14 protein-coding genes are annotated in these 12,895 nt (G+C 59.6%); 9 read left to right on the forward strand and 5 right to left on the reverse strand.

Annotated features, from left to right (window positions below):
- The first annotated feature begins 3 nt into the window (after positions 1-3).
- Positions 4-675 (forward strand): phosphoribosylformylglycinamidine synthase subunit PurQ, encoded by a 672-nt coding sequence (gene purQ / locus AGR2A_RS11615; protein WP_004442432.1) that lies wholly within the window; start codon positions 4-6, stop codon positions 673-675.
- 78 nt (positions 676-753) lie between these two features.
- Positions 754-1,158 (forward strand): hypothetical protein, encoded by a 405-nt coding sequence (locus AGR2A_RS11620; RefSeq protein ID WP_004442434.1) that lies wholly within the window; start codon positions 754-756, stop codon positions 1,156-1,158.
- Positions 1,159-1,424: 266 nt separating this feature from the next.
- Here the strand turns inward: AGR2A_RS11620 and AGR2A_RS11625 are convergent, their stop codons facing one another.
- Positions 1,425-1,730, reverse strand: coding sequence for a DUF1127 domain-containing protein (locus AGR2A_RS11625; RefSeq protein ID WP_004442436.1), 306 nt, complete (start codon positions 1,728-1,730; stop codon positions 1,425-1,427).
- Between the two features lie 93 nt (positions 1,731-1,823).
- On the opposite strand from AGR2A_RS11625, the gene AGR2A_RS11630 reads away from it, so the two are divergent.
- The 4 genes from AGR2A_RS11630 (at position 1,824) to AGR2A_RS11645 (ending at position 6,539) form a co-directional block, all read left to right on the forward strand.
- Positions 1,824-3,242: a PLP-dependent aminotransferase family protein gene (locus tag AGR2A_RS11630; protein WP_004442438.1), complete on the forward strand. Its 1,419-nt coding sequence runs from the start codon at positions 1,824-1,826 to the stop codon at positions 3,240-3,242.
- A gap of 107 nt (positions 3,243-3,349) precedes the next feature.
- Positions 3,350-3,940 (forward strand): acyloxyacyl hydrolase, encoded by a 591-nt coding sequence (locus tag AGR2A_RS11635; protein ID WP_072494579.1) that lies wholly within the window; start codon positions 3,350-3,352, stop codon positions 3,938-3,940.
- Positions 3,941-4,054: 114 nt separating this feature from the next.
- Positions 4,055-6,289 (forward strand): phosphoribosylformylglycinamidine synthase subunit PurL, encoded by a 2,235-nt coding sequence (gene purL, locus AGR2A_RS11640; RefSeq protein WP_072494580.1) that lies wholly within the window; start codon positions 4,055-4,057, stop codon positions 6,287-6,289.
- Between the two features lie 16 nt (positions 6,290-6,305).
- Complete coding sequence (locus AGR2A_RS11645) at positions 6,306-6,539, forward strand: BolA family protein (RefSeq protein WP_003516012.1); 234 nt, start codon at positions 6,306-6,308, stop codon at positions 6,537-6,539.
- Positions 6,540-6,656: 117 nt separating this feature from the next.
- On the opposite strand, the gene AGR2A_RS11650 is transcribed toward AGR2A_RS11645, so the two are convergent.
- The gene (locus tag AGR2A_RS11650) at positions 6,657-7,805 is read right to left on the reverse strand and encodes a hypothetical protein (RefSeq protein ID WP_072494581.1); all 1,149 of its coding nucleotides are present in this window, start codon (positions 7,803-7,805) and stop codon (positions 6,657-6,659) included.
- Between the two features lie 110 nt (positions 7,806-7,915).
- Between AGR2A_RS11650 and AGR2A_RS11655 the strand changes: the two genes are divergently transcribed.
- From AGR2A_RS11655 to AGR2A_RS11665, 3 genes are all read left to right on the forward strand, one after another.
- Complete coding sequence (locus tag AGR2A_RS11655) at positions 7,916-8,164, forward strand: hypothetical protein (protein ID WP_004442452.1); 249 nt, start codon at positions 7,916-7,918, stop codon at positions 8,162-8,164.
- A 146-nt stretch (positions 8,165-8,310) separates the two neighbouring features.
- Complete coding sequence (grxD, locus tag AGR2A_RS11660) at positions 8,311-8,646, forward strand: Grx4 family monothiol glutaredoxin (RefSeq protein ID WP_004442454.1); 336 nt, start codon at positions 8,311-8,313, stop codon at positions 8,644-8,646.
- 137 nt (positions 8,647-8,783) lie between these two features.
- A complete protein-coding gene (locus AGR2A_RS11665) occupies positions 8,784-9,992 on the forward strand; it encodes a multidrug effflux MFS transporter (RefSeq protein WP_006698780.1) in 1,209 nt (402 codons plus the stop codon).
- Positions 9,993-10,213: 221 nt separating this feature from the next.
- On the opposite strand, the gene AGR2A_RS11670 is transcribed toward AGR2A_RS11665, so the two are convergent.
- The 3 genes from AGR2A_RS11670 to ttcA are packed head-to-tail and all read right to left on the reverse strand — an operon-like array spanning position 10,214 to position 12,839.
- The gene (locus AGR2A_RS11670) at positions 10,214-11,038 is read right to left on the reverse strand and encodes an inositol monophosphatase family protein (protein ID WP_006698779.1); all 825 of its coding nucleotides are present in this window, start codon (positions 11,036-11,038) and stop codon (positions 10,214-10,216) included.
- A 30-nt stretch (positions 11,039-11,068) separates the two neighbouring features.
- On the reverse strand, positions 11,069-11,896 hold the full coding sequence (locus tag AGR2A_RS11675) for an inositol monophosphatase family protein (RefSeq protein WP_072494582.1): 828 nt from the start codon (positions 11,894-11,896) through the stop codon (positions 11,069-11,071).
- 16 nt (positions 11,897-11,912) lie between these two features.
- Positions 11,913-12,839, reverse strand: a complete 927-nt coding sequence (gene ttcA / locus AGR2A_RS11680; RefSeq protein ID WP_035209970.1) for a tRNA 2-thiocytidine(32) synthetase TtcA — start codon at positions 12,837-12,839, stop codon at positions 11,913-11,915.
- Positions 12,840-12,895 lie beyond the last annotated feature (56 nt).

A 12,895-nucleotide genomic window follows, 5' to 3' on the forward strand; every position in this document is an offset into this window, starting at 1 on the left:
TCCATGAAATCCGCTGTCGTCCAACTTCCCGGCCTCAACCGCGACCGCGACATGATCGCGGCTCTGACGAAAATTTCCGGTCAGGCGCCTGTCACCATCTGGCAGACGGAGACGGATATTCCCGATGTCGATCTGATCGTCATTCCCGGCGGCTTCTCTTATGGCGACTATCTGCGCTGCGGTGCCATTGCCGCCCGTATGCCTGTCATGCAGGCCATCCGCGAGAAGGCGGAAAAGGGCGTGAAGGTTCTCGGCGTCTGCAACGGCTTCCAGATTCTGGTCGAAGCCGGCATGCTGCCGGGCGCGCTGATGCGCAACGCCTCGCTGAAATTCGTCTGCCGCGAAGTGAAGCTCGAAGTCGCCAATAACGACACCGATTTCACCCGCGCTTACGACAAGGGTCAGATCCTGCGCTGCCCCGTCGCCCATCACGATGGCAACTACTTCCTCGATGCGGATGAGTTGAAATCGGTCGAGGGCAACGGCCAGGTCGTGTTCCGTTATGCCGAAGGCACCAACCCGAACGGCTCGCTGAACGACATTGCCGGCGTCATCAATGCCAAGGGCAACGTTCTCGGCATGATGCCGCATCCGGAAAACCTGATCGAAGCCGCCCATGGCGGCAATGACGGCCGCGGCCTCTTCGCTTCGGCGCTTGGTGTCATCGCAGCCTGACAGACGGGCGGGCTTTGAGCCCGCCTTTTTTGATGCCGGCTGACGGCGTCGTTTTGGCCCTCTCTTCTGGATGACCTGATGTCTTTTGCCCGTCGATCGAATACCCTCAAGGCGACCGGATTGTTTCTAGCTGCGGCGACCCTGGCTGCTTGTCAGCCGAAACCACAGCCGACAGCCTCGGTCTCCCGCGCCGCTCTCCCCACAATGGAACGGATAGCGCTCGGCGCGAATGCCTGCTGGTTCAAATCGGGGGATGCGGCTTTCAAGGCCTATCGTCTGGCCCCTGAACTCAATTCCTTCTCAGGCCGCCCGCGCATCCTGCTCGTGCCGCGCAACAGTCCAGAATCGCGGCCCATGCTGGTCGTTCAGGCCGAAGGCAACCCGGCAAAGCTCGACGCTTTTGGCCCGGTGATGAACGAGGCCATTTCCAGCCGCATCGCAACCGACGTCAAGCGCTGGGCGAATGGCGGCAAGGGCTGCTGATCTCATCGTAGTATTCTAGCCCTGCATATCGGGCAAGACGTATCGCGTCGCTCATTCTTGTGCTTGTCACAGGAATGAGGAAAGGGGAACGCTCGGCAAAAGGCAGACGCCGGCACAAGAAGCTCTTGCCACGTACCATTTATTGCCGAAGCTGCTCTAAGGGGCCTAAATAAAAAAACCCGCCAACGCCGGTTGGGAATGGCGTGGCGGGCTGCCGCACGGCTTGATGGCGCCGGGGAAAGAAGGCGCCGCTCTCCGGCAAAAAATTAAAGCGGCCGTGTCGGCCATGAAAAAAGCTGGGATTTCGCCGCTTCCTTCAGGGCTTCATCGCGCGTTACGCCGATATCTTCCAGAAGATCATCAGACAGTTCCCGCAAAGCGAGCCGTCCCTGCCGCTTCCGGTGCCAGTTGAACATGCCCGCAATCAGGCGACCAATTGGCGTGCTGGCGATCTTGGCCGGAAAAGGCGCCGGTGCGACCATGTCGCCGGCATCGCGGAACACGCGTTCCCGTTCGTAGCCATCAGGATAGAGCGTATCCGCTGTCGAAAGGTATTGATCCATCTTGCGCATATTGCACCTATTGTCTCCGTGCGCTTGTCTTCATTGAATGCAGACAATAAATACAATTGACTTGCGAAGAGATACAATGCATAAATTGTCACCATGACAAATTGGCTTCCTGATCTCACTGTGGGCGATGGCCCGATCTATCTGCGCCTCGCCGACAGTATCGAGGGCGCAATTTCCGATGGCACCCTGCAGGCGGGCTCGAAATTGCCGCCGCAGCGCAACCTCGCTTATGACCTCGGCGTGACAATAGGGACAATCAGCCGGGCCTACGCGCTTATCCACGAGCGCGGCCTGGTCAGCGGCGAGGTCGGCCGCGGCACCTATGTCAATGAGCGCAAGACCCCGGCCCCCTCAGCGCCCATGGAGACGGTGGCGGCAGCCTTCGGCAGCACACGCCACGCTGTCGATAGCAGCGCTGAATTCCGGCTCAACACCACGGCGGCACCCGATGTCGGCCAGAGCGTGCTGATCGCCAGACATATCGAGGCTGTCGCCCGCGAACATGCTTACGACGTCACCAATTACGCCCGTTCCTTTCCTGACAACTGGTGCATGGCGGGCGCTCGCTGGCTTTCCCAGAACGGCTGGTCGCCAAAACCGGAAAACATCGTCTCGACGCTTGGCGCCCATGCGGCGGTGATGAGTGTGGTGACGGCCATGACCGCCCCGGGAGACCGTATCGTTTTCGAACCCGTGACCTATTCCCATATCAGCCGCAGCGCCACACTTGCCGGACGGCGGGTGACGCTGGTTGAAGCGGATGAAAAGGGCATTGTCCCTGACGATTTCGAGCGCGTCTGCGCCCAGCAGCATCCCAAGATGATCTTCCTGATGTCCGCCGGCCAGAACCCGACCTGCGCCACGCTGCCAGAAGAGCGTCGCCGTGCGATAGCCGATATTGCCCGCCGGTATGGTGTCTGGGTCGTAGAGGACAATCTTTATGGCGCGATGACGCGTGAGGCGATCCCGCTGATCGCAGAATTTGCGCCCGACATTACCTTCGTCGTCGGCGGCCTGTCGAAATCCGTTGCCGCTGGCGTTCGTGGCGGCTGGGTCGCCTGCCCGGCGCAATATTCGTCGCGCATCCGCATTTCCCACTCGATGCTGACAGGCGGTCTGCCCTTCATGCTGGCCGAAGTGAATGCCCGCCTCGTCAACAGCGGTGACGCCGACGACATTCGCAAGGATTGTATCGCCGAGATCAATCAGCGCGAGGCGATTGCCCGGCGGGCCTTTGCCGGGCTGGATTTCAATTCGCTGCCCGATATCGCCTTCCTGTGGCTGAGACTGCCCGAACCCTGGCTTTCCGGCACGTTCCGAAACGCGGCGATGAAAGAAGGCGTGCTGATAGATGACGAGGATGAGTTCAAGGCCGGCCGCACCGACAAGGTTTTCCATCGGGTGCGTGTCAGCCTTTCTGGTCCCTCAAACCAGCAAGAGTTGACCCATGCCCTCGGCATCCTGCGCCACCTGCTCGACAACGGCTCGGCCGGTTACGAAAGCGTTGCCTAGAGGGCGGAGAGTCTTTCCTGCAACACCCGGCCTAATTCAGTAACTTATCATTTACCAAACCGACAAACCTGCCATCCTTTCCGCAATTCGAGGTGGGGAATGATTCGATGGCAGCATTCGGTTCCACAGGTTTGAGGGCGTGTTTCGCGCTGGCAATCCTTCTTGCGGCGTGTGTCTTGATCGGCACCATGCCCGCCACGGCTGCGGAAGGCACCGTCTTCGACGAATTGCGCTTCGGCGCAACCACCTCAATCTCCAATCACGACAATGGCGGTGAGGATGGCGTCTTCCCGGCCTTCACCGCCTATTTTGATCCCTTCGCCAGTGCATCTGCGGTAACGCTCGGCCAAAAACTCTCCCGCCCACGGCTGCATATCGGTGGCGAGATCGGCACTGAGGGCTCGGCGAATACCATTTACGGCGGCGTCAACTGGACCTTCGATCTCAACCCGAAGATTTTTCTCGATTTCGGTTTTGGCGGCCTCTGGCACGATGGCAAGCTGAGAAACAGTGCCGGCGAAACCGGTGCGGAATTCGGCTGCCGGTTGCTTTTCCACGAATATGCGGCGGTCGGCTATCGTTTCGATAATAACTGGAATATTTCGACCCAGATCGAGCATGCATCACATGCCAATCTGTGCGATGGGCCCAATGACGGACTGACCCGCGTCGGCCTCATGGTCGGCTACAGGTTCTGAAGAAGCCAAGAAAGCAGCGTTTTGCGGGTAAAACCGCGCATTTTCCTGTCGCACCTTTGAGCCTCTTGCGCTAAAGAACCGGAAACTTCCCTCGGCTCGAACCGCGTGAGACCTATGTCGATTCCAAACTCCATCAAGATCACCCCGGAACTCGTTGCATCCCACGGGCTGAAGCCCGACGAATACCAGCGTATCCTCGACCTGATCGGACGGGAGCCCAGCTTTACCGAGCTCGGCATCTTCTCGGCCATGTGGAACGAGCACTGCTCCTACAAGTCCTCCAAGAAGTGGCTGAAGACCCTGCCCACCAAGGGACCACGCGTCATCCAGGGCCCCGGTGAAAATGCCGGCGTTGTGGATATCGACGATGGCGATTGCGTCGTCTTCAAGATGGAGAGCCATAACCATCCCTCCTATATCGAGCCCTATCAGGGTGCGGCGACCGGCGTCGGCGGTATCCTGCGTGACGTCTTCACCATGGGCGCGCGCCCGATTGCCGCCATGAACGCCCTGCGCTTCGGCGCGCCCGACCACCCGAAGACCCGCCATCTCGTGGCCGGTGTCGTTGCCGGTGTTGGCGGCTACGGCAACTCCTTCGGCGTGCCAACGGTTGGCGGCGAAGTGGAATTCGATCCGCGTTATAACGGCAACATCCTCGTTAATGCCTTTGCCGCCGGTCTTGCCAAGTCCGACGCGATCTTCCTTTCGGAAGCCAAGGGCGTTGGCCTGCCGGTGGTTTATCTCGGCGCAAAGACCGGCCGCGACGGCGTTGGCGGCGCGACCATGGCCTCTGCCGAATTCGATGAGTCCATCGAAGAAAAGCGCCCGACCGTTCAGGTCGGCGACCCCTTCACGGAAAAGTGCCTGCTGGAAGCCTGCCTCGAACTGATGAAAACCGGCGCGGTCATCGCCATTCAGGACATGGGCGCCGCCGGCCTCACCTGCTCGGCCGTGGAAATGGGCGCCAAGGGCGACCTCGGCATCGAGCTTGACCTCAATGCCGTGCCGGTGCGCGAAGAGCGCATGACTGCCTATGAAATGATGCTGTCCGAAAGCCAGGAGCGCATGCTCATGGTTCTCGAGCCCTCCAAGGAAGAAGTCGCCAAGGCGATTTTCGTGAAATGGGGCTTGGACTTCGCGATCGTCGGCAAGACCACCGACGACCTGCGTTTCCGCGTCATTCACAACGGCGAGGAAGTTGCCAACCTGCCGATCAAGGAACTGGGCGATCAGGCTCCGGAATATGACCGCCCGTGGACGCCCGCGAAGGTGCCCGCCCCGCTTGCGGAAAACGACGTCCCCGCTGCCGATATCGCCGATGCGCTGGTATCGCTCGTCGGTTCGGCCAACAATTCCTCGCGCCGCTGGGTCTACGAGCAGTATGACACGCTGATCCAGGGCAATTCCCTGCAGCTGCCGGGCGGCGACGCCGGTGTGGTTCGCGTCGAAGGCCACGACAAAAAGGCGCTAGCCTTCTCCTCCGACGTCACCCCGCGTTACGTCGAGGCCGACCCCTTCGAAGGCGGCAAGCAGGCCGTGGCCGAATGCTGGCGCAACATTACCGCAACCGGCGCCCTGCCGCTCGCGGCCACCGACAACCTGAATTTCGGCAACCCGGAAAAGCCCGAAATCATGAGCCAGCTGGTTCATGCCATCAAGGGTATCGGCGAAGCCTGCCGCGTGCTGGAATTCCCGATCGTTTCCGGCAACGTCTCGCTCTACAACGAGACCAATGGGCAGGCGATCCTGCCAACCCCCACCATTGGCGGCGTCGGCTTGCTGAAGGATTGGGGCCGCATGGCGCGCATCCGTTTTGCCGCCGCTGACGAAGCGGTGCTGCTTGTCGGCGCACCTGCCGGCCTCGGCACCCACATCGCGCAGTCGGTGTACATGCGTGATATCCATGGCCGTATCGACGGCCCTGCCCCGCATGTCGATCTGGCCGCCGAAAAGAAGAACGGCGATTTCGTGCGTGGCATCATCACGGATGGCCTCGCCACCGCCGTTCACGATTGCTCCTCGGGAGGTCTGGCGCTCGCGGTTGCCGAAATGGCGATTTCCTCCGGAATCGGCGCAACGATCGACGCTGTCGAAGGCCACAACCCGGTCCTCACCTTCTATGGCGAAGATCAGGGTCGTTACGTCCTGACCGTGAAGAAGAGTGATCTCGACAAGGTGCTGGCGGCTGCCAAGGCAGCCGGCGTTTCCTGCGCCAACATCGGCGTCACCGGTGGTTCCACCGTAAAGCTGGGCACGGCGCGCGCCGTCGAGATTAAAGAATTGCACTCGGCCTATGAATCGTGGTTCCCTCAGTTCATGGACGGCGAAACTCTAGTCGCCGCAGAATGAATTAAGGAGAAACACCATGCCCATGAAACCCGGCGACATTGAAGACATGATTAAGGCGGGAATTCCCGGGGCAAAGGTCACGATCCGCGATCTGGCCGGTGATGGCGATCATTACGCGGCGGAAGTCGTGGCAGATGCATTCAAAGGCAAGACCCGCGTGCAGCAGCACCAGATGGTCTATGACGCGCTGAAGGGCAATATGGGCGGCGTCCTGCATGCTCTTGCCCTGCAGACCTCGGCGCCCGAATGATGACTGAGATCACCGGTCTCTGTCCCATCGGCTGAAAGACCTGACGGCTGAAGAATAAAGAAAGGCCCGCGTGATAGTCCCACGCGGGCCTTTTCATATTCGACGTTATCGAAACCTCTAAAGAGCAGGCGGCGTTTGTGACTCGAGATCGGCAAATGAGGCGGCTGGCAGAGGCCCGGCCGTCAGTAGGGTAAAGTCGTAACCGGACCTGCGATCAGGCCCGAGAACATATTGCCGGTGCATTCTGAGGAAATTCCGCTTATTTTTCTTGTAACGCTCCGGCGAAAGCGAATGCTTGAAGCGGATCGGCACGATTTTCGGTTGCGGCGCATCGCCATGACCGGTCAGCGCCACCGTGTTGCAACGATATAGATGGATCGGATCTGTGAGACACTGGATATCGAACCATGTCACCTCAGGGTGACGTGCGATGACGCCAATGCTCTGACGAAGCCACACGGCGCTCGACAGAAACGCGCATTGCAGGGCCGCCCCACCCAGCGTTGCGAAAGACAACTTCCGTCCATCCAGTGCCTCCGGCTTCAGCTCCAGCACGCGGCCGATGACCGCGAGGGCCAAGCTGGCGCCCATGCTGTGCGAGACCACCAGAACCTCATCCGAAGACTGCTCCAGCGCCGTCAGGACAAGCGCTGCCTTCTCTTCGATCCAGCCTCGGGCAATCGGCTCGTCGCGGCCGACTGCGAGTGCGAACCGCCAGTCCGCATAAAGATGCAGGGTGTGAAAGCGCTCGGCAAACGGCAGGAAAGCCTTGGTGAAAAACAGGGCTGCAGCCGGAACGCTGGCCACCAGCAGCCACAGCGGTAAAGCGAAAAGCCAGGGCGACAGGCTAATCACCGCCGCAAGCACGCCACCGGCAAGCATCAGCAGGAACGGAAAAATAAAGAACAGCCCAAAACGCCATGCATGGCGGAAGTAGCGCGCCGCGCCCCCCTCACCGATAATGCCCGCTCCCGCCTTGAAGCCCTGCCAGATCTGCCGCCAGACCGGCGCATTCCGCAATTGTGAGATGACGGCATTATGATCATAGACGATGATGTCCGAACGCGTCCGCCAATCGCCTGACGAGGATTCCACGGTAAATGTTTCGCCGCCCGGCCTGTTCTCCAGCGGCCCCACTGCATAATCGACGGCCCATGTTTTTCCTGCCAGCGCGGCGGCACGCTGATAACGCAGATGATGGGCAGCGGCATCCAGCGGATCGAAACCCGGGAAATAAAGGACAAGTCGTGACGTGACGGTCGGCATGCATAAACCTTCGGGCTGGAGGCACCCGAAAGGATCGCTTGATACAGTGGGCGATGCACGTATAGTAAAAATCGCGACGGAAATATGATTTATTTAAAGGCGGAGAAAATTTGTCTGGCATCGTCGATCAACTGATAAACGGCGTCGTCAAGGGCGCTTTGTCGGAAGTCCTCACCAAGACCGGCATCCGCAAGACACGCCGCGCACGCCGAACGAAAAGCACCGGTTCTCTCGCCGGCGGTATTGTCGGCTCCGTTCTGGAAGCCGCAATCAAGGCCGCAGTCAAACCGAAGCCGGCCAAAAAACAGGTCAGCAAAAGACGCACCGCCGCCGCGCGCAGCCGGCAGAGATATCGCTAGGCGTCGGAAGACCGTTTTTTGGCGCGTCATGCGTTGCAGGAGGCACGCATTTTTTCCTTCCGACGGGTGGAAATCGCGCCACGACATGTTATTTAGAGGCTAACAGAAAGCAGCGGCCTTGAACCGCATGTGAAAGGAATAGGCCTATGAGCGGCATTCACGACATGATCGACAGCGAAGTGAAGAGCAACGACATCGTTCTTTTCATGAAGGGCACCCCGCAATTCCCGCAATGCGGTTTTTCCGGCCAGGTGGTACAGATCCTCGATTATCTCGGCGTCGACTACAAGGGCATCAATGTGCTTGCCGATGCCGACATCCGTCAGGGCATCAAGGACTATTCCAACTGGCCGACGATCCCGCAGCTCTACGTCAAGGGTGAGTTCGTTGGCGGCTGTGACATCGTGAGGGAGATGTTCCAGTCTGGCGAATTGCAGAGCCACTTCCAAGAACAGGGTATCAGCGTCCGCGGCGCGGCCTGATTTCGGCCGGTTCATCCGGCCCACCCTGATTGTCAGAAATTTATGCCAGGCGTTGCTTCATGCAACGCCTTTGCCGTTCTTTTTGGGGCAATCCTGTGACAAATCTTTCACAATCCACCGCTTCGCGCGCAGGCTCGATGGGGCGTACGGAATTCATTGCGCTGGCCGCAATGCTGATGGCGTTGAACGCGCTCGCCATCGATATCATGCTGCCCGGGCTTCAGGAAATCGGCGCCTCGCTGGGCGTCGAGAATGAAAACCATCGCCAATATGTCATTTCGGCCTACCTTCTCGGTTTCGGCGTCGCCCAGCTTCTCTATGGGCCGATCTCGGACCGTTTCGGTCGCCGCAAGCCGATGCTCTTTGGTCTCGCGATCTACATCGTTTCAGCGCTTGCGGTCGTTTTCGTGCCGTCCTTCTCCGGCCTGCTGCTCCTGCGTTTCATTCAGGGCATCGGTTCTGCGGCAACACGCGTCATCACCATCTCGATCGTCCGCGACATCTATGGCGGCCGACAGATGGCTGAAGTCATGTCGCTGATCATGATGGTTTTCATGGTTGTTCCGGTCATCGCGCCCGGCACTGGCCAGATCGTGCTCTTCTTCGGAAACTGGCACCTTATCTTTGCCTTCATGGCCGGCATCGCTGCCGTGGTAACGGCCTGGATGTATTTCCGCCTGCCTGAGACCCTGCATCCGGACGATGTCCGCCCTTTCACCGCCCGTTCGGTGCTCGGCGGTTTCAAGATCGTGCTCACCAACCGCATTGCGCTTTGCTACACGCTCTCCAGCACCTTCATCTTCGGTGCGCTGTTCGGCTTCATCAATTCCGCTGAACAGGTCTACAAGGGCATTTACGGCCTTGGTCCATGGTTCGCGGCGGCATTTGCCGGCGTCGCCCTGTTCATGGCCTTTTCGTCCTTCATCAATGCGAGGCTTGTCGGAAGGTTCGGCATGCGCAAGTTGTCGCACGGGTCGCTGCTCGGCTTCATCGCCATCACCTTCATCTGGCTTGTGGTGCAGGTGCTGGGACCGGATCCGATGCCTTTCGCCATCTTCATCGTGTTCTTCGCACTTGCCATGTTCCAGTTCGGCTGGATCGGCTCGAACTTCAACTCGCTGGCGATGGAACCGCTTGGCCACGTCGCCGGCACGGCCTCCTCGGTGATTGGCTTCATGGGAACCATTGGCGGTTCGCTGATCGGCGCCGCCATCGGCCAGGCTTTCGATGGTACCGCACTGCCAATGGTGGCAGGTTTCTTCGTCGTCTCCATCATCGGCCTGATCTTTGTACTGATCGGCGAAAAGGGTGTGTTATTTCATGCCCACAACAAGCCGATCCGCTAAGGGACGTGGAAAAATAAAAGGGCGCGGAATTCTGTTCCGCGCCCTTTTTTGTTTGCTGGTGGGTCTCGCCGACGGCCGTTACCCCGGAGCTGATCCGGGGTTCAGCCAGCCCAAGTCCTTGGGCTGAAAAAGGTCCTTCCGCCGCGCAGACGCGCCGCAGCTGGATGCCGGATCAAGTCCGGCATGACGGTGAAGGTTGTGCACCCCACAAATCCGGAACCTCAGACCGTGAAAATCTTCTCGCGCAGCAATTCCCACGTCTCCTGATTAGGCGCCAGCAGCAGCCCGCCATCCACATGGCGTGGCAGATAAGGCGAGCCATCAAGGCGGGCGGCATAGGCGCCCGATTCCTGCGAGATCAATGTGCCGGCCAAGTGGTCCCAGGGCATCAGCTTGTTATACATCAGGAAATGCATGTGGCCGCCGCAAAACAGGCGATACTCATGCGCGGCGCAGCGATAGCTGGTGAAGAGCCGCACATCGGCCAGGTTCACCAGAATCTTGCGGCGCGTCTCCACGTCGAAATAACCGGTATTGGCGATACCCACCATCTGCGACAGTTCCGGCGCCGGCACGACCGACATCTGCGTCTGCGCGCCATCGGCGCTGCACAGCCATGCGCCGGAGCCCTTTTCGGCAATGGCCCAGTCATTGCCCATGGGATCGAAGATCAGGCCGGCGACAGTCTCGCCCTTGGAGATGACGCTCATCATCACGCCGAAAAGCGGCAGGCCGGACGCAAAATTATAGGTGCCATCGATCGGATCGACCACGACAGCCAGATCGGCATCGGCAAGCTTGCCAAGCAGCGAAGCATCGGCCGCCACAGCCTCCTCGCCGATGAACAGAGCATCCGGCATGATCTCCTGCACGCGGGCGCGGATCAACCGCTCTGCGGCCTCGTCAGCCTCGGTAACCAGGTCGATCGCTTCGGTCTTGATCCTGACGTCGCCATCGCCCAGATTGCGGAACCTCGGCAGGATTTCAACCGCAGCAGCCTCCTGAAGCGCATTGGCAAGAGAGGCGATGTCGAGTTCGAGAGCCATGGGCGAGATCCTTCCATTTGAGCATAAATCTTATAAGGCGACGATTTCCCGCCGCAGCATCTTCCAGCTTTCCTTGTCGGGAGCAGAAAGTATGCCCCCGGTGGTCTGGCCGGGCCGATAGGGCGTGTTGTCGAAACGCGCCGTGTAGCCACCCGCTTCCTGATGGATGAGCACGCCTGCAAGGTGATCCCACGGCATCAGCTTTTCATGGCCGATGAAATGAAGATTGCCGGCGGAAGCGAGCCAATATTCATGTGCGGAGCAGTTAAGCGACAATGCCATCTTTATCTTCGCCATATTGGCGGCGATCACCGGCCGGCGATCCGGATGGCTGTGGCCCCACGAAAAGAGGCCGACCATGTCGGACAGTGGCGCGGGATCGGCAACCTTTAGCTTTGCCTGCGATCCGTTCTTGCGGTGGAGATAGGCGCCCTCGCCTTTCAGACCAATGATGGTGTCCCCCATGACGGGATCGTGGATAAGTCCAGCCACGGTCTCACCCTTGACGGTGACCGCAAGCAGCGTACCGAAGGCGGGAAAGCCGGAAGCGTAATTGAAGGTGCCGTCGATGGGATCGATCACGAAGGCAAGCGGCGCGTCGGCAAGGGCGGGAATGACGGAATGATCCGCGTCACAGGCCTCTTCGCCAACAATATGCGCCTTTGGAAACCGCTCGAGCAGCGCTGCGGTTATCAGCTTTTCGGCCAGAACATCCGCCTCGGTGACGAGATCGACGGCGGATGTCTTTTCGGAGATGGCGCCAGCGCTCAGGTTCCTGAAGCGGGGCATGATTTCATCCGTACCGGCTGCGGCAACGGTGGCAACGAGGAAATCGATATCTTTATCGGAAAGGGTCATCGCGCGGGGCACTTCTTCATAAGGGAGGGTGGGCCTCCCTAGGCTCTTCAGATGACGCCCCCGTGACAGAAAGCGCCGAAAAATCAAAAAGTCTGGGGTCGAGGAGATGGGAAGGGTTCACATGCGCCAGCGCCCGCAGCATCACATCCTTCCGACCGGGCATACGCCGCTCGATATCCGCCAGCATTTCCTTCATGGCGTTGCGCTGAAGTCCGTCCTGCGAGCCGCAAAGGTCGCAGGGGATGATCGGAAACTCCATTGCGGCCGCAAATTTCGCCATGTCTTCTTCGGCGCAATAGGCAAGCGGGCGCATGACCATCAGGTCACCCTCGTCATTCAAAAGCTTTGCCGGCATGCCGGCCAGACGTCCGCCATGGAAGAAGTTCATGAAGAAGGTCTCGAGAATATCCTCACGGTGATGGCCGAGCAGCAGCGCGTCGCAGCCCTCCTCCCGCGCGATGCGGTAAAGATTGCCGCGCCTGAGCCGCGAACAGAGCGAACAGTAAGTGCCGCCGGAGGGCACCTTCTCCTTCACCACCGAATAGGTGTCGCGATATTCGATGCGATGGGCAACGCCGATCTTCGCCAGATACTCCGGTAAGACATGCTTGGGGAAATTAGGCTGGCCCTGATCCAGATTGCAGGCGATCAGTTCAACGGGCAGCAGGCCGCGCCATTTGAGATCGAGCAGCAGCGCCAAAAGCCCGTAGCTGTCCTTGCCACCGGAAAGGCCGACCAGCCAGCGCTTCTGGCCTTTCAGCATGTCGAAATCTTCAAAGGCCTGACGCACATTGCGCAGCAGCCGCTTGCGCAGCTTGTTGAAGGAGACGGAGCGCGGTGCATTGTCAAATAGCGGATGCGAACTGCCAGCTTCTTCCGGCGATTCCTGATCTGCCCCGATCTTTTCCGCGATGTCATCGACCCTGGTGAGAATATTCATCATCCGCTCGCTCCGGCACGACTGCCGTTATCCATGCAGGCAATGCTCCCATCCGCCCG

Source organism: Agrobacterium genomosp. 2 str. CFBP 5494 (assembly GCF_900013495.1).
Lineage (GTDB): Bacteria > Pseudomonadota > Alphaproteobacteria > Rhizobiales > Rhizobiaceae > Agrobacterium > Agrobacterium pusense.